General features: G+C 63.6%; 16 protein-coding genes. 8 read left to right on the top strand and 8 right to left on the bottom strand.

Annotation, left to right across the window (positions count from 1 at the left end):
* Nucleotides 1-30: 30 nt before the first annotated feature.
* From CNX70_RS16520 to CNX70_RS16545, 6 genes are all read left to right on the top strand, one after another.
* A complete protein-coding gene (locus CNX70_RS16520; RefSeq protein ID WP_096235599.1) occupies nucleotides 31-921 on the top strand; it encodes a sensor histidine kinase in 891 nt (296 codons plus the stop codon).
* A 92-nt stretch (nucleotides 922-1,013) separates the two neighbouring features.
* Complete coding sequence (locus tag CNX70_RS16525) at nucleotides 1,014-2,000, top strand: sensor domain-containing diguanylate cyclase (RefSeq protein ID WP_244198827.1); 987 nt, start codon at nucleotides 1,014-1,016, stop codon at nucleotides 1,998-2,000.
* A gap of 72 nt (nucleotides 2,001-2,072) precedes the next feature.
* Nucleotides 2,073-2,360 (top strand): type II toxin-antitoxin system Phd/YefM family antitoxin, encoded by a 288-nt coding sequence (locus CNX70_RS16530; RefSeq protein WP_096235600.1) that lies wholly within the window; start codon nucleotides 2,073-2,075, stop codon nucleotides 2,358-2,360.
* A gap of 1 nt (nucleotide 2,361) precedes the next feature.
* On the top strand, nucleotides 2,362-2,694 hold the full coding sequence (locus CNX70_RS16535; RefSeq protein WP_096235601.1) for a type II toxin-antitoxin system RelE/ParE family toxin: 333 nt from the start codon (nucleotides 2,362-2,364) through the stop codon (nucleotides 2,692-2,694).
* An 81-nt stretch (nucleotides 2,695-2,775) separates the two neighbouring features.
* Nucleotides 2,776-5,652, top strand: coding sequence for a M16 family metallopeptidase (locus CNX70_RS16540; protein WP_096235602.1), 2,877 nt, complete (start codon nucleotides 2,776-2,778; stop codon nucleotides 5,650-5,652).
* A gap of 185 nt (nucleotides 5,653-5,837) precedes the next feature.
* Nucleotides 5,838-8,180 (top strand): M28 family metallopeptidase, encoded by a 2,343-nt coding sequence (locus CNX70_RS16545; protein ID WP_157751066.1) that lies wholly within the window; start codon nucleotides 5,838-5,840, stop codon nucleotides 8,178-8,180.
* A gap of 15 nt (nucleotides 8,181-8,195) precedes the next feature.
* On the opposite strand, the gene CNX70_RS16550 is transcribed toward CNX70_RS16545, so the two are convergent.
* Both CNX70_RS16550 and CNX70_RS16555 read right to left on the bottom strand, forming a co-directional pair.
* Nucleotides 8,196-8,450: a nucleotidyltransferase family protein gene (locus CNX70_RS16550; protein ID WP_096235604.1), complete on the bottom strand. Its 255-nt coding sequence runs from the start codon at nucleotides 8,448-8,450 to the stop codon at nucleotides 8,196-8,198.
* An 11-nt stretch (nucleotides 8,451-8,461) separates the two neighbouring features.
* Nucleotides 8,462-9,250 (bottom strand): DNA/RNA non-specific endonuclease, encoded by a 789-nt coding sequence (locus CNX70_RS16555; protein ID WP_096235605.1) that lies wholly within the window; start codon nucleotides 9,248-9,250, stop codon nucleotides 8,462-8,464.
* 227 nt (nucleotides 9,251-9,477) lie between these two features.
* Here CNX70_RS16555 and CNX70_RS16560 point away from each other — a divergent pair, with 227 nt between their 5' ends.
* A complete protein-coding gene (locus tag CNX70_RS16560; protein ID WP_071077181.1) occupies nucleotides 9,478-10,005 on the top strand; it encodes an SRPBCC family protein in 528 nt (175 codons plus the stop codon).
* Nucleotides 10,006-10,080: 75 nt separating this feature from the next.
* Here CNX70_RS16560 and CNX70_RS16565 read toward each other — a convergent pair whose 3' ends face one another.
* The 6 genes from CNX70_RS16565 to CNX70_RS16590 all read right to left on the bottom strand — a co-directional run bounded on the left by CNX70_RS16565 (nucleotide 10,081) and on the right by CNX70_RS16590 (nucleotide 17,078).
* Nucleotides 10,081-11,094 carry a response regulator gene (locus tag CNX70_RS16565; RefSeq protein WP_096235606.1) on the bottom strand — a complete coding sequence of 338 codons (1,014 nt, stop codon included), beginning with the start codon at nucleotides 11,092-11,094 and terminating at the stop codon, nucleotides 10,081-10,083.
* On the bottom strand, nucleotides 11,087-12,184 hold the full coding sequence (locus tag CNX70_RS16570; RefSeq protein ID WP_096235607.1) for a hybrid sensor histidine kinase/response regulator: 1,098 nt from the start codon (nucleotides 12,182-12,184) through the stop codon (nucleotides 11,087-11,089). The genes CNX70_RS16565 and CNX70_RS16570 overlap by 8 nt, the downstream gene beginning before the upstream one ends.
* Entirely contained in the window at nucleotides 12,184-13,527 is a 1,344-nt protein-coding gene (locus CNX70_RS16575) for a sensor histidine kinase (RefSeq protein ID WP_096235608.1), read from the bottom strand. Before CNX70_RS16575 ends, CNX70_RS16570 begins: the two co-directional genes overlap by 1 nt.
* Nucleotides 13,527-14,921 carry a class I SAM-dependent methyltransferase gene (locus tag CNX70_RS16580; protein ID WP_096235609.1) on the bottom strand — a complete coding sequence of 465 codons (1,395 nt, stop codon included), beginning with the start codon at nucleotides 14,919-14,921 and terminating at the stop codon, nucleotides 13,527-13,529. The genes CNX70_RS16575 and CNX70_RS16580 overlap by 1 nt, the downstream gene beginning before the upstream one ends.
* A gap of 229 nt (nucleotides 14,922-15,150) precedes the next feature.
* A complete protein-coding gene (locus CNX70_RS16585; RefSeq protein ID WP_096235610.1) occupies nucleotides 15,151-16,176 on the bottom strand; it encodes an AraC family transcriptional regulator in 1,026 nt (341 codons plus the stop codon).
* The gene (locus CNX70_RS16590; protein ID WP_096235611.1) at nucleotides 16,176-17,078 is read right to left on the bottom strand and encodes a GGDEF domain-containing protein; all 903 of its coding nucleotides are present in this window, start codon (nucleotides 17,076-17,078) and stop codon (nucleotides 16,176-16,178) included. Before CNX70_RS16590 ends, CNX70_RS16585 begins: the two co-directional genes overlap by 1 nt.
* Before the next feature lie 306 nt (nucleotides 17,079-17,384).
* On the opposite strand from CNX70_RS16590, the gene CNX70_RS16595 reads away from it, so the two are divergent.
* On the top strand, nucleotides 17,385-19,922 hold the full coding sequence (locus tag CNX70_RS16595) for a TonB-dependent receptor (RefSeq protein ID WP_096235612.1): 2,538 nt from the start codon (nucleotides 17,385-17,387) through the stop codon (nucleotides 19,920-19,922).
* Nucleotides 19,923-19,931 lie beyond the last annotated feature (9 nt).

Raw genomic sequence — 19,931 nt, forward strand, 5'->3', positions numbered from 1 at the left:
CCTTCTGGAAAATATTTAGGGAGCAAGGACATGCTGCAACGCTGGATACGCCTGCCGTACCGCCTGAGCATTCTGGCCTGCCTGACGGCCGCCGCACTCGCGTCCCTGTATGCCGGGCCACTGGCGCAAGCCAGCCTGCCCTGGTCCCTGATGGCGGCCTGCGCCCTCCCGCCAGGCGCGCTGGCGCTGCTGCTGTGGCGCCAGCACCGGCTGTTCCAGCGCCAGCGGACGCTGGAACAGCTGCGCGCCGACGCCGAGCAGACGCGCCTGGCCAGCGGACAGCGCAAGGCGCGCGAACAGGAACGCCTGCGCATCGGACGCGATATCCACGACGACCTGGGCCAGCATTTGCTGACCCTGAAAATCGACCTGTCCATGCTGCAGGCCAGCACGCATGGCGCGACGCCCCAGCTGGCGCAGCAACTGGCCGTGATGGCGCACAATGTCGACCTCAGCATCGCGGCGCTGCGCCGCGTCATCCACGACCTGCGCCCGCCCGCCCTCGATGCCGGCCTGCAAGCGGCGTGCGACGGCTTGCTGGCGGACTTCCAGCGCAGCACGGGCATCGATTGCAGCTGCGATTACCGGCTCGACGCCGCCGCCGGCAGCGCGCACGGGGCCCTGCTGTACCACGCGCTGCAGGAAGCGCTGGCCAATATCGCCCGCCATGCGCGCGCCACGCATGTCCAGCTGTGCCTGCAACAAACGGGCGCCACCCTGGCCTGCCGCATCAGCGACGACGGTGTCGGGCTGTCGGGTTCGCCGCCGCGCCTCGGTTGCGGCCTGTCCGGCATGCACGAGCGCGTGGCTGCCGCCGGCGGCAGCCTGCACATCGACAGCCACAGCGGCGCCGGCACCACCTTGCACCTGTCGCTGCCCCTGCCGAGCTGCCACCACGATGAAGCGATGGTGCATCGCTGAAATATTGCTCCGTATCAACACCATCGCTACTCCACGCTGCATCATGGCCAAGGAGCCAGCTCCCCCCATTCACGCCCAGGAAGGATGCATTCATGCCGGATAGTCACGCACATGCCAGCGCATCGCCGTATGGCGAAGCCCAGGGTTTCGCCGTCAAGATGATGGAATTGCTGGTGGTGCCCACCTTTGTCCTCGATGTGCATGGGCGGGTGATGATCTGGAACCGCGCCTGCGAGCAGCTGACGGGCGTGCCGGCAGCCGAAGTACTGGGCACGCGCGAGCCGGGCCGCTGCTTTTACAACGACGAGCGCCCCACCCTGGCCGACCTGCTGCTGGCCGGACGCGGCGGCGACATGCGCGCGCTGCACGCCCAGCAGCAATACCGCAGCAGCACGGGCAGCAACCTGTGCGCGGAAAACTGGTGCGACATGCCGCGCACGGGGCGGCGGCGCTACCTGGCCGTCGATGCCAGCCCCATCTACGGCAATGGCGACGAACTGATCGCCGTGGTGGAAACCCTGCGCGACATGACCGATGAAAAGCGCGCGCAGGTGGAACTGCAACGCCTGGCCACGCGCGATGGCTTGACGGGGCTGGCAAACCGGCGCTGCTTCGACGACACCATTCTGGCCGAATGGCAACGCGCCCAGCGGCAGGGCCAGCCCCTGTCGCTGCTGATGGTCGATGTCGACAATTTCAAGCAATACAACGACAGCCACGGCCACCAGGGCGGCGACCTGTGCCTGCGCAAGGTGGCCGGCGCCGTGGCCAGCGAAATGCGCGCGAACGACATGGTGGCCCGCTATGGCGGCGAGGAATTTGCCGTCATCCTGCCGAACCAGTCGCTCAAGGGCGCGGCCATCGTGGCCGAACGCATCCGCCAGCGCGTGGAACGGCTGCAACTGCCGCGCAAGCGCCCCGACGGCGCCTGCGTCACCGTCAGCATCGGCGCCGCCACGGCCCTGCCCGGCCCCGGCACGCAACCGGGACAATTGATCCACACGGCCGATTGCGCCCTGTACCGCGCCAAGCACCTGGGCCGCAACCGCATCAGCCTGCCGGAAACGACACTCACGTAAGCGACAAGGAAGCAAGACCAAATTTGGTGTATATTTGGTCCTGTCGCAGTTTTTTTCGCATTTGGAGCCGCCATGAACCTCAAGGAACGCATCAAGCCGATTTCCTACCTCAAGGCCAACACGACCGAGATCGTCAACAGCTTTGACGCGGGCCAGGACGAGCCCATCATCATCACGCAAAATGGCGAAGCGAAGATGGTCGTGCTATCGATGCACGCCTACCAGGAAGGCAAGCGGCAGGCGCAGCAGATGCAGGAACAGCATGCGTTCATGAAGCTGATCGCCATGGGCAACCAGGACATCGCGCGCGGCGACGTGGTGTCCGAAGAAGACTTCCTGGCCAGCCTCGACCAGGCTTGAGATGGCGCGCCTCGTCGTGCTGAAAAGCGCCGCAGCCGATTTCAGGGCATTGCGCAGCGACTTCCAGGCGCGCCATGTGGCAGCGGCCTGCGAGCAGTTCACCTCGGACTTTCGGCAACTCTTTGCCGATCTGAAGACCTACCCCGACAGCGGCGCGCCCATCGAAGCGGCCCGCGACCTCGGCCTGGACGTGCGGCAGCGCCTGTGCCATGACATCCGCGTCGTCTACCACCATGATCGTACGCACGGCATCGTGTACATCCGCATGTTCCTGCCGACCCGGCGCGATTTTCTCAGCCATCTGACGGCACGCATCCTGCGGCCCGACTTTTAATCTCGCCCCTATGCACGGCGGCCTGAATATTCTATGCTGCGGCGTTGCACTTTCATAACATCCAAAAAAGAAGGAGCCCCCGTGTCAAGAATCATGCCCGCTTTATTACCCGCTTTCGCCCTGGCGCTGTCGGCCATGGCCTCGTCGAACCTGGGCGCCGCGCCCGTCAAACCGGCCGCTGCCCACAGCGCCCCTGCCAGCAAGGCAGATTTGCTGCCATTCAAGGCCACCGAAAAGACCCTGGCCAATGGGCTAAAAATCATCATCGTGCCGACCGGTTTTCCGAACCTGGTCTCGCTGCAGATTCCCGTGCAGACGGGCTCGCGCAATGAAGTCGAGCCGGGCAAGTCCGGTTTCGCGCATTTCTTTGAGCACATGATGTTCCGCGGCACCAAGGCCTATCCGCCCGAGAAATACCAGGAAGTCATCACCCGCGCCGGCGCGCGCCAGAATGCGTATACCAGCGACGACCTGACCAATTACCACACGACGTTTGCCAAACAAGACCTGGAAACCGTGCTGAAGGTGGAGGCGGACCGCTTCCAGCACCTCGATTACGCGGAAGACGCGTTCAAGACGGAATCGCGGGCCGTGCTGGGCGAATACAACAAGAACAGCGCCAATCCCGTCTCGAAACTGTTCGAAGTGATGCGCGACAGCGCCTACACCACGCATACCTACAAGCACACGACGATGGGTTTTATCCAGGACATCGAAGACATGCCGAACCAGTACGCGTATTCGAAGATCTTCTTCGACCGCTGGTACCGTCCCGAGCGCACCACCATCATCATCGCCGGCGACGTGGAGCCGCAGCAAGCCATCGCGCTGGTGGAAAAATACTGGAGTCAGTGGCAGCGCGGCAAGCAGCAGGCGGCCGTGCCCGTGGAACCCGCGCCGCGCGGCCCCGTCTACAAACACGTGGCCTGGCCCACGCCGACCCTGCCATGGGTGGCCGTGGGCTTCCACGCACCCGCGTTTTCCGTGAAGGACAAGGACCAGGCGGCGCTGGCAACGTTGCTGTCGCTGTCGTTCGGCCGCACCTCGCCGCTGTATAAACGCCTGGTGCAGAACGAGCAAAAGGTCGACCAATTGTTCGAGATGACGCCGGACCGCGTCGACCCGACCCTGGCCGTGCTGGGCGCGCGCGTGAAAAACATCGACGACGCCATCTATGTGCGCGATGCGATATTGACCACCGTGGCGCAGCTGCGCGATACGCCAGTGAGCGAAAAAGACCTGGCGGACGCCAAGTCGGCCGAAAAATACGGCTTGATCCGCTCGCTCGACAACACGGAGCAAATTGCCGGCACCCTGGCTTCCTTCGTGCATTTCGACCGTTCCTACGCCACCATCAACCAGTACTACCGCCTGATCGACACGCTCACGCCGGCCGACCTGCAGGCGGCCGCGCGCAAATACCTGACGGACGACGGCCTGGTGGTGACCACCCTGTCAAACCAGCCGATGGCCGACGCCATCGCCACCACGCCGAAGCTGGCCAGCCTGCTGCCGCCCTCCTCGAACGCGAAATTTGACGTCCTGGTGCAAAAGTCCGCGCTGCCGCAAATCCGCTACAAGCTGCTGTTTACGGCCGGTTCCGCGCAAGACCCCAAAGGCAAGGAAGGCCTGGCCGCGCTGACGGCCGCCATGGTGGCGTCCGGCGGCTCGTCCGAACGCAAGATCGACGAAGTCAACCAGGCCCTGTTCCCGCTGGCCGGCAGTTTCAGCCAGCAGACGGACAAGGAAATGACGACGTTTACGGGCTCCATCCACCGGGATAACTGGACGCAGTTCAACGCCATCGCCCTGCCCCTGCTGCTCTCGCCGGGTTTCCGCGAAGACGACTTCCGCCGCCTGAAGGATGCGCAAAAGAACGCGCTGCTGCTGGACCTGAAGGACAATAACGAAGAGGAATTCGCCAAGGAACGCTTGCAAACGAATGTGTATGCAGGCACGCCATATGGCCACCCGGTGCTGGGCACGCTCGCCGGCATCGACGCCATCACCCTCGACGACGTCAAACAGTTCTGGAAGAGCGCGTATGCGCAAGGCGCCGTCAAGGTGGGCATTTCCGGCGATGTGTCCGACGCCATGACGGCCTCGCTGACACAGGCACTCGGCAAACTGCCGGCCGGTCCCGGCTTGCCGGCCACCGTCAAACCCGCGGGCCGCAAGACGAATGGCCTGGAAGTGGAAATCATCGAGAAAAACACGCGCGCCACGGCCATTTCCTTCGGCCTGCCTTTGGAAGTGACGCGCACGCACCCGGACTTCCCCGCCCTGTGGCTGGCGAAAACCTGGCTGGGCGAGCACCGCGCCTCGAATTCCTATCTGTACCAGCGCATCCGTGAAATTCGCGGCATGAACTATGGCGATTACGCGTACATCGAAGCCTTCCCGCGCGGGATGTACCAGTTCTTCCCGAATCCGAACCTGGGCCGCAAGGCGCAGCTGTTCGAAATCTGGATCCGCCCCGTGGCGCCGGACAACGCCCACTTCGCGCTGCGCGTAGCCCTGACGGAATTGGGCAAGCTCATCGACAACGGCCTGACGCAGGACGATTTTGCCACCACGCGCGATTACCTGATGAAGAACGTCTTCGTCATGACCTCGACGCAAGACCAGCAACTGGGTTATGCGCTAGATTCGCAATGGTATGGCACGCCGGAATTTACCAAGCTGATGCGTGATGGCCTGTCGAAACTGACGGTGCTTGACGTCAACCGCGCCATCAAACAGCATTTGTCGGCAAAGAACCTGTCGGTGGTGATCGTCGCCAAGGATGCGGCCGGCTTGAAGGATAAGCTCGTCAGCGACGCGTTTTCGCCCATCAAGTACGACGGCAACAAGCCGCAAGCGCTGCTCGATGAAGACAAGGTCATCGGCGCGATGAAACTGGGCATCAAGCCGGAAGCCGTCACCGTGACGCCAGCGGCGCAGGCGTTCGCCAAGTAACTTTGTGCCAGACCAACCTCATCCGACGCAGCTTGCCGGATGAGCTTGATCTGTTCTTCGGCGCGGCCAAACGCGCCTTCAAGCCGCAAATCCCGGTCTTGGTCGGAAAGTAGCATCTTGGCAATCTGGTTATCTGCATACTGTTTTTCGACTCTTCCCGAGTGAAAACCATGACAAGGATAACCATGCAGCTGTTCCCTCCCCACCTTTACGCCACGTGCGTCCTCGCCGCCGCTACCCTGCCTGGCGCCCTGTACGCGCAAGTGCCGGCCCTCGCCGGACAGTGGCAATTCCAGACGGCGACGGGCACGACCACGGCGAATGGCGTCGAAGTCGACCTGATCGACACGGGCATACTCGACATCACCGAAGACCAGGGCAGCTTGCGCGCGACGATATCCTGGCTCGACGAACGGGGCCAGCTCACGCCGCCGCGCACGGTGCATGGCATAGCCAGCCCGGCCGGCACCGTCTTCCGGCACGGCGGCAAGCGCGTCAGCACGGGGAGAAGCGGCAAGGAAGTGAGTACCGACGTGACGATCCGCTGGACCTTGCAAGCAAAAGGCAACGTGCTGAGCGGCGAACGCCTGGTCGAAACCGATGAGAACGAACCCAAGCCGGTGACGGGAACGCGGCTCAGGGAGCGCTATGTGCCGCCGGTGATGCAGGCCGCGCTGCCGGGAACTGCGGCAAGCGCCACCGCGCGCGGCCCGTCTACCCCGGCCGAACGCGCGCGCGTGGTGCAGATGGCGCAAGCGGCGCAGCACGATCCTCTGGCGCTGCAGCAGCGCGATGGCGCCTGGCTCAGCGCATGGATCGATGCCATTCCCGACCTCACGTTTGGCGCCAGCATGCCCGATGACTGGCTGAGCACCGCCCCCACGCCGGCCACGCGCGAGGCGCTGCGCTTCCAGTACCTGGCCAGCGTGATGGCCTTCCAGATCGACCACCCGGAACAGGCCCTGCAGCAAGGGGACCGCGACCTGGCGGGCATGCAGGGCGTGCTGCGCGCCTATGAAACATTGCTGCGCCAGGATAAGCTGAACCGTTCCGCCAAGCTGGACGCGGCGCTGGCGGCGCGCCAGCAAGACAGGCTGCTCGCCTTCCTGGCGACGCTGTCCGGCAGGGATGCCAGCATCGAGGCCACGCCATCACCATCTGGCGACGCCACGGCGCGCCGGATCGTGGCGCTAGGCACGAGCGAGCCGCGCGCAATGGACTGGCTCGACATCCTGAGCAACCGCTTCGGTGGCCGCATGGCAGGCAGCGACGCCTACACGCATGCGGCGCAATGGGCGCGCATGCAACTGCGGCAATGGGGCGTGCAGGCCGAATTGGAAGAAGCCGGTGACATGCCCGTCGGCTTCAACCGGGGCCCCTGGTCGGGCAAGATGCTGGCGCCCCAGGAACAGCCCCTGCGCATGGCGACGCCCGCCTACACGGCCGGCACGCGTGGCGTGCAGCAGGGCCGGGCAATTATGGGGCCGGCCACCCTGGAAGAGGCGCAACAGCGCGCTGCGCAATTCAAGGGAAAATGGGTGCTGACGAGTGGTGAAAGCGGCGGTGGCGGGCGCGATGGCAAGACCATCCACAAGCCCGGGGCCATCACCCGGCTGTTGATGCAGGCCGGCGCCCTCGGCACCATCCAGTCTGGCGAAGAACCCTTGTATGCCGCCAGCGCGGCGCCCGCTACCTGGGCGACCCTGCCGACCTTGCCCGACATCAAGCTGGCCGCGCCACACTACGCCGACATCCGCCAGCGCCTGGCGCGCGGTGAAGCGGTCACCCTGGAGTTTGACATCCGCAACTGGTTCTATCCGGGCCCGGTGACGTATCACAACGTCGTCGCCCGCATTCCCGGCTCGGAAAAGCCGGAAGAAGTCGTGCTGATCGGCGCCCACCTCGACAGCTACGATGGCGGCACGGGCGCGGCCGACAATGGCGGCGGCGTGGCCACTATGCTGGAAGCGATGCGCCTGCTGGCCAAGTCCAATGCCAGGCCGCGCCGCAGCATCATGCTGGTGGCCTTCGGCGCGGAAGAAATCGGCCGCAAGGGTTCGTTCGCGTTCGCCGAGCGGCATGCAGGTGAATTGAAGAATATCGTCATGATGCTCAACCGCGACGGCCGGCCCGGCGCCATCGACGGCATCGCGATTCCCACGGCCTGGAAGAGCGTGTTTGGCCGCGTCGAACTGGCCCTGCAAGACATCCACCCCATGTTCGGCTTCGCCGCGAGCGTCAACGACGTGCCGCGCGATGCCAGCAAGGCGATGAATGCGCGGGCAGGCAGCGATGACGCCGTCTTCAGCCTGCATGGCGTGCCGACGCCGAAATTTACCGTGCTCGGTGATTTCGACTATGCGCGCGTGCATCACACGGTACTGGACACGTATGACAACGTGCTGCCTTTCAGCGCGGCGCAGCAGTACTCTGCCATCGCCATCGCCCTGACCGCGTATGAAGTTGCGAATGCGCCGGAAGAGATCAGCCGTAAGGGCTACTATCGCGCCGCCAGCCCGGCAAAATAGGTGCTGGTCCCAACGTCACTCGAAGGGATTGGCCACCGACGTCACCTCGGGCGGTGGCAACTGGTCGGGCAGTTCCTGCTTTTCCAGCTGCGCCACCATGTCGCCCAGCAGTTTTTGCAGCTGTTTCGCCAGCGCCAGGCCCGGCTTGTCCAGGGTCAGGTCGATATCGCCGCTGATGCTGATGCGGTCGATGCGGTTTTCGATGCTCAGATTGCCGATCTCCAGCACATCGCTTTCATTGGCATACGGGACGAATTTCTTTGCGCACATGGGATTTCCTTTCAACGGTTTTTGGACTTGCTATTGATCTTGGGCAAACTCAGCATGCGCAGCTTTTGCTGGCGCGTCAGCGACGGTAACAGATCGATGCCTATCCTGTCTTCCAGTTGCGCAATGCTTAACATTTCATACGCCTTGGTATCGGCGTTTTCGATAAAGTAGGCGGCGCCGGCGCGCTGGCGCGGGCTGTACACGGCCTTGTACAGGTGGCTGGGCACGATCACGCGCCCCACCTTGCGCAAGTTGCCGCCAATGAACGCCGGCCCCGTGATCACGTACAAATCGCCCTCCTTCTTCGCCATCTTGCGCACGGCGCCTTCGATGCCGGCCCACACATAGCGGTTGTTGCGCGCATCCTGCGGCACCATATTGGCCAGGGTAAAGCTGTCGCGCTGGCTCTGGCGGTCCGGCATGTCACCGTTCGGTGCCATGTGGCCACGGTCGAAGCCGCTGCGCGCATAATCGGCCAGTTCCGCGCGCTGGGCGGCAGGCAGCTTGCGTTCGGCATGGAAGGAGTTTTCGCGCGACAAGTCCTGCGCCGCTTCCAGGTTGTTCGCCGTCAAGTGCTCGGCCGACCACAGGGGCGTGCGGGTGATCCCCGAGTGCATCACGCCAAACACGTTGTAGCACAACTCCTTGGTCGCCACATCCAGCTTGGGGTTGGTGATTTCCGGCTTGCGGCCATCGACATAATGGGCGGGACAGGCATCGGCATGCGCCAGGTTCGCGGCAAAGGCGGACGCCAGCAAGCCGCACGCCAGGGTCAGCCTGGCGATCGATCGTTGAATCATATTTCCCTAAGTGAAATCGTTGCAGGCCAGCATTCTAGCGGACGCCGGCCCTCACCACAAACCTGCACACACCTGGCGTGCGCGGGTGCGTGCGGCGGCGAACGAGCGTGCAGGCGGTCCTGCGCAGAGCTGGCGCAAATAAAGGCCAAGCGGCTGCGCACAGCCATTCATATCTGCTAAGATTGCCTTGATTCGTTCGCATCGACCATTCAAGATCTGGAGAGCATATGATCAAAAAAACCCTGCTGCTGATCGTCGTCGTCGTCGCCGCCATCCTCGGCTATGCCACCACCAAGCCCGACACCTTCAGTGTCCAGCGCGAAATCACCATCAAGGCCCCGCCCGAGAAAATCGCCGGCCTGATCACGGACTTCCATTACTGGGCCGCCTGGTCGCCGTGGGAAAAGCTCGATCCAGCCATGCGCCGCACCTTTGCGGGCCCGGCCAATGGCTTGGGCGCGCAATATGCGTGGCAAGGCAATGACAAGGTGGGCGCCGGCCGCATGGAAATCACGGAAGCGGCCCAGCCCGAGCGCACCGTCATCAAGCTGGACTTCCTGAAACCGTTCGAAAGCCATAACACCACCACGTTTACCATGACACCCGAGGGCGACGGCACCAAGGTGAACTGGACCATGACGGGTCCCAGCCCTTACGTCAGCAAGGTCATGACGGTGTTTGTCAGCATGGACAGGATGATCGGCAAGGATTTTGAAAAAGGCTTGAACAACCTGAAAGCGGCGTCAGAGCGTTAAACTCTGCTCGCAGCAAGCAGACACAGGGCCCGCGCGGCCCTGTTTTAGTTAGCACCGCCCTTGCGGGCCGCCCCGTCAGAACTGCTCGATCCAGGCGGCCAGATGGTCCGGCGTGAGCGCCGGTTCAGCCTGTACTACCTTGCCCTGCAAGCCCAGTTCCGTCTTACTCAGCTGCAAGGACCAGCCGCGCCGCGCCAGCCACAGCAAGCTGGCAAGCCAGAACGAATGGATGGACGAGACGGCCGTGGTGGTCGGTGTTTCCAGGAATTCCGTCAGCAGGCGTCCATCGAGGAACAGGGCCGTGCCGCCCTGGTTTTGCAGCGCCGCACCAAACACGGGCAGCAGCATGTCGATCGCTTGCTCCACGCCGCGCCCCGGGTGCTCCCGCTCGAGCGTGTCGAGCTGCTGGCGCACGGCGGCGGCAAAGGCGGTGCCGCGGAAGGCTTCCGAACTGACCAGGTCGGCATAATCCATCAGCAGCCAGTCCGGCTCGGGCGGCGTGACGCCAGCCGTCAGGGCCGCCGACAGATACGCTTCCACGGGCAGCTGCTGTTCCGGACCGGCCAGGCTGGCGCACAAGGCGTACAGGGTGCCGATGCGGTTGGCGACGGCTTGCCGCTGGCGCACCATCAGTTTTTCGCGCAGCAGCTGGGCGTGTTCATTGCGCAGCCGTGCCAGTTCCAAAGCCTGCTTGAGTTCCATGCGCAGCGCCGCGATATCCCACGGCTTCTGGATGTAGCGGTGGATCTGCCCTTGGTTGACGGCTTCCACCGTGTGCTCCAGCTCGGAATACGCGGTGGTCAAAATGCGCACGATGTGCGGATAGCGGTCCCAGGCATAGGACAGCAATTCGTTGCCATAGGCACCCGGCATGCGCTGGTCCGACACCAGCACGGCGATGCGCTCGGCCTGCGCGTCGAGGATGCGCTTGCCCTCCTCGACCGAGGTGGCCGTCAGCACGTTGGCCAGCGGCGCGATGGCGCGCTGGAAATATTTGAGGGCGTTGGCCTCATCATCGACATAGAGTATCGTCGGCAAGCCTTGCGCCGGCTCACGCTGAGCCGGCAAACGCAGATTGGCGTCAATCATGCTCGTTCCTTATATGTACTGGAAAATTCAGGGTTACCGTGGTGGCACTGCCAAATTCGGTAGCGATATCGAGGTTGCCGCCGAACGATTGCATCATGCGGTGGCAAAACACCATGCCCCAGCCCTTGCCTTCGTCACCGCTGGCGCCGACGGGATCAAGCAACAGCTGCGCAACAATCTCGGGGGCGATGCCGGCGCCATTGTCGCGCACCGTGATGCGGCCCGCATCGATGCGGATGCCGATCGCAGGATGGTCTTGCTCGCCGGCCGAACGCAGGGCATTCGCCAGCACGGACGATAAAATCAGCGCGACGCAATTGGGCGACTCGGCAATGGCAAAGTCCTCGCCCTGCTCCACCGTGATGGAAGCGCGCTGGGCCGTGCTCAAGGGATAGCTGTCGAGCAAGGCAGCCAGCAGCTGGCGCGCGCTGCCGGCGCTGCGTCCGCCCTGCATGCCCGGCCCGGCGCTGGCCAGACGCACCGTGTCGACAAAGCTGGCCAGCACGGACAAACAATAGCGTGCATTGTCGTGCATCAAGGCGGCCGCTTCGCCGATCTCGGCCTGTGCTGCAGCGTCCGCCTGCGCGCGCCGCGCGATGCCGCGCGCAAAATTGGCGATGGCCGCCAGCGGCGTGTTCAATTCGTGCGCCAGGAAGGCCAGCGATTCCTCCATCGCCACCAGGCCCTGGCGGCGCGCGGCGCGCTCGCGTCCTGTCTGCACCGCCAGCTGCAGCGCCGCGTGCATGGCGGGCAAGTCGAGCGGCTTTTCCAGCAGGCGGAACAGCGAGCCGCCATTGATCAGTTCCAGCAGCACGTCCTTGTCCGCATACGCCGTCACCAGCATGCAGACGATGTGCGGGTAGCGCTGCGCCACTTCCTGCAGCAGCTCGCTGCCCAGGCGATCCGGCATGCGGTAATCGGTAACGAGCACATCGATGTTGGCGGCCTCATCTTTCAGCATGGCCAGCGCCGCATCGACGCTGTGCGCCGTCAGCACGCGGTAGCGCGCACCGATGGCGCGCGCGAAGTACTTGCAGGCGAGCGCTTCGTCGTCCACATACAGCACGCTGGCGCGGCTATCGTTGTCCATTAACGCCCCTCCCAGTCGGAGCGCTGCAAGTCGAAATTCATGCTGGCCCACTCACCCAGTTCGCTTTCGGCGGAGAGGGTGCCGCCGTGGCGCTCGATCACGCCATAGCTGATGCTCAGGCCCAAGCCCAGCCCCTGCCCCACTTCGCGCGTGGTGAAGAACGGTTCGAACACGCGCGCCAGGTTTTCCGGGGCGATGCCGGGGCCGTTGTCGCGCACGCTGATGCGCAGGCGGTTCTCGTCCCAGCGAGCCGTGATGCGGATCTCGAACGGCGGCGCATTGCCCTTGCGCATGGACAGCACGGCATTGCCCAGCAAATTGATCAGCACGCCCACGATGGCCGCCTCGTCGCCGCGCACCAGGGTGTCGACCGGCAAGTCGTGGCTGATGCTGACATTCTTCGTTTCATGCCCCACCAGGCGGATGGCCGCATCGAGCGCGCTGCGGAACTGGAAGTGTCCCGTTTCCAGCTGGTTGCCGCTCTTGCGGTAGGCAAAGGTCTTCAAGTCGGACACGATGTGCTGCACGCGCAACATGCCCTCCTTGGCGTCGGCCAGACATTCGCTCACCAGCGCGCTTTGCTTGGCGGCCGGGTCTTCGATGGCCACCTCGATGGCCATCATGCAGAAATTCACGGGGTTGTTGACTTCATGCAGCATGCCGGCGGCCAGGGTGCCGATGGCGGCCATTTTCTCCTGTTGCAGCATCTGCCCCTTGATATCGGCCAGGCTTTTGTTGGTTTCTTCCAGCTGCGTGTTCTTTTGCGCCACTTCCGCCTTCAGCTGGAACAGCATGAAGCGGGCGCGCTCATTGAAATAGGTAAACACCGCGCTGATGCTGGCCGACATGATGAGGAACAGGCAGTTGACGACAAACGTGGCCGGCAAGTCGAAGCCGCCCGCATGCCAGGTGCAAGCGGCCACGTACAGCAGGCAGGAGATGGCGCCGAAGAACATGTTTTGCCACAGGCCGAAGGCTAGCACGATGCCCGAGGAATAGATGGCCAGGGTCATGCCCACATAATAGATCGAGGTGGCGCCTTCCGTGACGGCGATCATCCAGGCGATCATGATTTGCGGCAGGATCAGCCAGACGAAGGTCAGCCCCTGGATGCGGTCTTGCGCCCAGCGCGTGCGCATGGCCAGCACGACGCAAAAGATCAGCACGGACACGAGAATGCGCGCACTGGTGAAAGCCGACTGCTTGTCCGGATACAGGGCCGAATCGAGGCCCATGCCCAGCAGGATCAGCACGATGCCCGTGTAAGCCCCGCCGCGGCTGAATTCCAGGCGAAAGTCGCGCAAAACGGCCGTGTAGCCGGCGTGCAGGCCTGGAGTATCCATCAAGGAATGCTCACTTCCGCAAACACATTCACGCCCGTGGCGTCGACATAGATTTTCGGCTCCGTGGCATGTTCAGGCAGCAAGGCCGACAGGCCCGCTTCATTACGATAGATCAGATGCCACTCCAGCAAATGCTCCATGCCGAACTTGCCCGGATTGTTCGCGTGCACATTGGTGACGAGCAAACGGCCGCCCGGCCGCACGCGCGAGGCGAAATGCAGCAGCAGGCGCGCGCAGACCTTGTCGGATAGGTAGTCGAACAGGCCGGCGCAATACACGGCGTCGAAACTGCCAGGCAAGCCCGTGATACCCGAGCCATGGCGGCGCTTGAGCAGGTTGTGCACGGAGTCGTGCACGTAATCGATTTCCGCCACTCTTCCCGTACGCTGCATGATGGTGGTCAGGCGCGCGCGCGTCCAGTCCAGGGTCTCGCTGCTGAAGTCGACCAGCTCGAACGCCAGCCACTGCGCATCCGGGCACGTTTCCAGGAAACGCTGCACCTCGATGGCCGGGCCGCAGCCCACATTCAGCACCTTGTAGACGTGCCCGGCAACACGCGCCTCGGCCGCCTTGTGCGCCAAAAACTCCGTCAGGATATCGATGCGGTTGCGGTGCGCCGTGGCGACAGCCGCCTGCAAGAAGGCTGCATTGACGATCTGGAAGTAGGTACTCGGACCCTGGCGCGGATCGTCGAGCAGCTGATTGACCATCTGGTAATCGCCCGCATAGCCGAGCGGTTTGGTAAACGTGCGGAAGACGAACGGCGCGCGCAGGATCAGCGGGTGCAGCGCCGTCTGGGCAAAGGCCCGGTGGGCCGGCGCCCGTTCTTCCTCGACCAGCGAGGCTTCCACCTCGAGCTGGCGCAAATAGAGCTGGGTTTGCTCCATCAGCGGCAAGGCCAGCTCGTCGAAGATGTCGGCACGCAAGCGGCCGTTTTCCTTCGGCAGCGAGTCCGACAAGTCGACCTGCTCGACCCAGCGCGCCACCTCCGACAAAAAGGCGCGCATTTCGTTGACGACGATCTGGTAGTCGCGGCGGATGCGGAAGCGCTCGCCCCAGCCGGCGACAAAGGCGCTGGACTCTTTCGCCACGGCACCCTTGACCACCACCACGTCGCTCAGCTCGCGCCACTCGTCGATCAGGGTGACGGAAACGATGGCGGTCAGGCCCGTGTTGACGCTGCTGATGACGACGGCCTTGCCCACATAGGCGTTCTTCGCCCCCATACGCACCGTCAGGTCATTGAGCACCTCGCTGACCTGCACAATCGAGTAGGGATTGTAGATTTCCATGACCAGCGAATTGCGCTGCAAGTTGAAAATCGTGCCGCGCACCGCCTCACCCTGGGTGTTACGGAAACTGACGACTGGATCGATCTGCGATTGTGAATACACGATTAAGCATTATCAAGTTGCCCGGCTTCCGGCGCACCACGTTGGGCGCGCCAGTTTCCAGGCTGGGTTAAGGCACGGCACACCGGTCGCCGCCGCCGTACCGGAGCGCCTCAAAGCGCGTCTGTTCGCTCTCTGGTCGAGTGTACTATGGATGTAGCAGAACGGGCAATTGTTCCCTCTGGAACGACACGCCATGGCGCTGGCGCGCAACGCCGCGTGCGGAACGTCTTTATCCAGCAACAAACAGGGCCAGCGCGTGACGCAACAGCTGCGGCGTTTGCCCCGTCCAGCGCTTGAACGAGCGGCGAAAGTTGGTGGCATCATGAAAGCCGAGGTAGGCGGCCACGGCATCGTTGTCGTAGCCATGCGCCTGGAACAGGTAGATGGCCTTGTGCGCACGCACCTGGTCCAGCTCGGCCTGGAAATGCGTGCCATGGCGCGCCAGGTGGCGTTTCAGGGTGGCGGGACTGACGCCGAAGTCCTGTGCCGTGCGTTCCAGCATGGGTGCGCAGCGGATATTGTCCAGCAGGTAGTCGTACAGCGCGCCCAGCAGACTCGCCGCCGGCACGGGCGCCAGGGCCGCCGCGCGCAAGGCCAGCGCGGCCGCCGTGGCATTGCCGCGCGGCCAGGGTTTATCCAGCCAGCTGGAATCGATGAGCATGGCATCGACCTGGCAATCGAAACGCAGCGCCTGGCCCAGGTGCACTTCATGCTGCTCCACATGACGGGGCCGCGCGCGGTTGAAGCAGAAGCGCCACGGCAACGCCTCGCCGGCCAGCCAGCGGCACATGGCCGCCAGCGCCGTCATATGCATTTCCACCAAAAAAGGCAGCTGGCTGGGCGCGCCGAACGCATCGACCCAGTACAGCACGTGCAGCTCGCCCGCCTCGCGCAAACGCGGTTGCAGCAGCGGACACAGCAAGGTATGCAAGCCGCACAGGATGCTCAAGGCCTGGCGCAGATTCTGCGCTTGCAGCAAGGCATGGCTGGCCGCGCCGTAATGGCCGGGCAGCATTTGCTGGCCCAGCATGAAGCTGGTGTCTGCACTGTCGAGGCCGCGCGCCACATTGGCCAGCAATTGCAGGTACTGCGCGGCGCTGACCTGGCTTTCCGCACACGGCAGCGCACCGCCGTCGAGGCCCGTGCCCTTCAGCAGCGGCGCCACAGCCAGCTCGCGGCTGCGCGCGTAGTCGAGCACCAGCGCCGGCTGGTGATGGGCTGCGATGCTGGGGTCGGCTTGCTGGTTCAGCAGCATCAGGCAGGCGCGGCGGAACTGATCCCGGCAGCGGAGCGCGGCATTTCCACGGCACGGCTCAACTCGGCCAGCACCACTTCCGGCACGCCATCGGTAAGCGAGCAGGCATGCCGCAAGCTCAAACGGATTTCGCGGTTGTCGTTGGCATGGTGCCGCATCTGCCCCACCATGGCGCACAGGTGGCGCGCCTTCACGGCCGCATCCTCGCGCGACACGCCCGGCATCAGCACGGCGAAGCGGTCGCCCGCATAGCGGCACAGCAAATCGTCATTGCGCAAGTTCAACAGCAGCATGTGGCCCACGGCTTGCAGCACGCGGTCGCCTTCGCGGTGGCCGTATTCGCGGTTAATCAGGTGAAAACTGTCGATGTCGAGCAAGACCAGCGCGCAATCGAGGCCGGGGCGGCGCTCCTGCTCCAGGCGCATCTGCGTGCGCAGATAGCTGGCGTCGGCCAGCTGCGTGATGCGGTCGAAGGCGCGGTGGTCGCGGAACAGGCGTTCGCGCTTTTGCAGGTGTTCGTTCAGGCGGAACTGTTCCTGGCGCCAGTAATACATGCCGATGGTCAGCACCAGCATGCCAAACGGAATCAAGGCTTCCAGCCAGTTGTCCCACACGGCGCTCTTGTCGACGGCAAAGAATTCGTCGAGGCAATCGGCCCAGGACCCCAGCATGATGGCGCACAGGCCGCCGGCGATCAGGCTCGTCACCCGTCCCCGTGGACGGCTGCTGAGGGTAAACAGGAACCAGATGCCCGCCATGACGGCCGTGCCGCCTTCGCAGACGATATCCATCCACTTCCAGATGGCAAACGGTTTAACGTGGCCTAGTGTGGCGTACAGGAAAAAGAACAGGGGCAATGCCAGCGCGGCGGCAATCAGACTGTTACGGTGCAACGGCAGCATGTGGGGAACCTTTAAAAGTGGTGCTGCCGCCACGATAGCGCCCGCCCATGACGGCACGATGACATACGCTGCGCCCGTGCGGCAGGTGCAAACGGCTCAACATGCGCAACGCAACTGATGCAAATCCGGCAAGCCGCTTCCCATGCGCCCTGCGCTGGCAGGTCATTTCAGCTCACCACGTTTCATTTTCGGCCGGAAAGCATCCATCTGCCCTTGTTTTCAAGGTGGCAAGCCAGACCCTGTCACGCAACCGTCATATTTGCTGCCTAGAATCCGCCCGGTTCCCTACCCCTAACTGAGCTCTTCATGAAAACCATGCACACTTCCTTCCCCTCCCCGCTGCGCCTGACGGCCCTGTCTCTGGCCATCATGGCCGTCTTCAGCGGTGCTAGCCATGCGCAAGCGCAAGATGTGGATGGCTTGCCGGCCGCCACCGTCGTCGTCAGCGGCCAGCGCGCCAGCCTGCGCAACGCCATCGCCGCGCAAGAGAAAGCCGACAACATCATCAGCGTCATCAGCAGCGACGATATCGGCGGCTTGCCCGATAAAAACGCGGCCGAGGCGCTGGCCCGCTTGCCGGGCGTATCGGTACAGCGCGACCAGGGCGAAGGCCGCTACATCACGGTGCGCGGCCTGGGGCCGGACTTGAATGCGGTGACCATCAACGGCGCGCTGGTGCCGTCGCCGGAAGCGGGCCGCCGCGCCGTGGCGCTCGACATCCTGCCTGCCGGCCTGATCCGCACTCTGGAAGTCTCGAAGACTTTATTACCGGAAATGGACGCCAATTCGCTGGGCGCCACCATCGAAGTCAAATCGCTGTCCGCCTTCGACTTGCCGGGCAAGCTGCTGTCGGCCAACGTGGGCGCCAGCCATGATGAAAAGACGGGCAAGACCAGCCCCAGCGGCGGCGCCCTGTGGGCCCAGCGCTTCCTCGACGGCAAGCTGGGCGTGGCTGCCGGCCTGAGCGCGGAAAAGCGCTCGTTCGGTTCCGATGATGTGGAAACGGGCGGCGCCTGGAGCAAGGGTAAATTGTCTGGCCTGGAATTGCGCGACTACCTGCCCGTGCGCAAGCGCGGCGCCCTGGCCGTCAACCTCGATTACCGCCCGGAAGCGGGCAACAGCTGGTTTTTGCGCTCTTTTGTGAGCGAATTTTCCGACGATGAAGTGCGCGACCGCCTGACCATCAGCAATATCGCGGGCGGCAGCCTGGCCGAAGGCCAGACGGCCGGCGCGCGCGCCGAGCGCCGTATCCGCCAGCGCAAGTACACGCAGCAAGTACGCTCGCTGGTCCTGGGCACGCAGCAGAAATTGGGCGACTGGACCCTGGACGTGAAAGGCGGCATGAGCCGCGCCACGGAAGATACGCCCGAGTCCTTGAACGACGGCCGTTTCCGCGGCACCAGCAATTTTGCCGGCATCAGCTTTAAGGATACGCAGGAACCGAAACTGAGCGGTCCCGCCTCGCTGTACGACCCGGCCAGCTATGCGCTCAACGCCATCACCCTGCAAAAGCGCTACTCGAAGGACAACGAACACCACGCGCGCATCGACCTGGCGCGCAAGTTCGACATCGCCACCCTGAAATTCGGCGCCAAGCTCAGCCGCCGCGAAAAAACCAATGACACGGATCAATGGGCGTATAACAGCAGCAAGGCCAGCAGCGGGAATTACTGGGGCGCCGGCTCCACGTCGATGAGCAACTTCGTGCAGGGCCACACGCTCGACTACGACCTGGGCAACATCGGCGTGGCGCTGGACCCGCTTCTCATCCGCGCCCGCGTGGCGGGACTGGACCGCGACAAGGCGCGCCTGGCCACCGAGTCCATCATCAACGATTACCGCATGCATGAAGACATCAACGCCATGTATGTGCAAAACAGCGTCGACTTCGACGCCTGGCACATCCTCGGCGGCGTGCGCGCCGAGCGCACCAGCTTTGAAGCGGCCGGCTCGCAAGTGGACAGCGCCGGGTTGGCCACGGCATTGACGCGCGAACGCTCGTACACCAACTGGCTGCCGAACCTGCAAGCCCGTTATGACGTCGATCAAAAGACCAGCGTGCGGGCCGCCTGGACGCAAGCCGTCGTGCGCGCCAACTTCAGCCAGCTGGCGCCGGGCATCAGCCTGGCCAGCAACACGGAAGCCGTGATCGGCAACCCGGACTTGAAACCGCTGAAAGCCAACAACCTGGACCTCGGTATCGAGCGCGTGCTGGGCAATGACGGCGTGATATCCGCCTATGGTTTCTACAAGGACATCAAGAATTTTACCTACACGACGAACCTGGCCGGCACGGCTCAGTGGGCCAATTACACCTCGGCCACCTCGTATGCGAACGGTGACGCGGCCAAGGTCAAAGGCATCGAACTGGCCTACATGCAGCCGCTGCGCATGCTGCCGGCGCCGTTCAACAAGTTCCTCGTCGGCGTGAATGGCACCCTGAGCACCTCAAGCGCGCAAATCGGCCGCTACGACAAGGCCAGCAAGCAGCAGATGAAGCGCGACATCCGCCTGCCGGGCCAGTCGAACCAGGTCATGAACTTGATGCTGGGCTATGAAACGGGGCCGGTGAGCGCCCGCCTGGCCCTTAACTACAAGTCGCCGTATCTGCTGGAAATGGGCGGCGACATCCTCGATCAAAGCCAGGACCACATCGTCGACAGCCAGAAGCAACTCGATTTCTCGCTGTCCTACCAGATCAACAAGCAGTTCCAGGTGGTCTTTGAAGCGGCGAACCTGAACAACGAGAAATACTATGTCTACCAGGGCACGAAGCAATACAACGTGCAGAACGAACAATACGGCCGCACCTTTAAAGTGAGCCTGAAAGCCAGCGCCTTCTGATGATGATTT

Source organism: Janthinobacterium svalbardense (genome assembly GCF_002327145.1).
GTDB lineage: Bacteria > Pseudomonadota > Gammaproteobacteria > Burkholderiales > Burkholderiaceae_D > Janthinobacterium > Janthinobacterium tructae.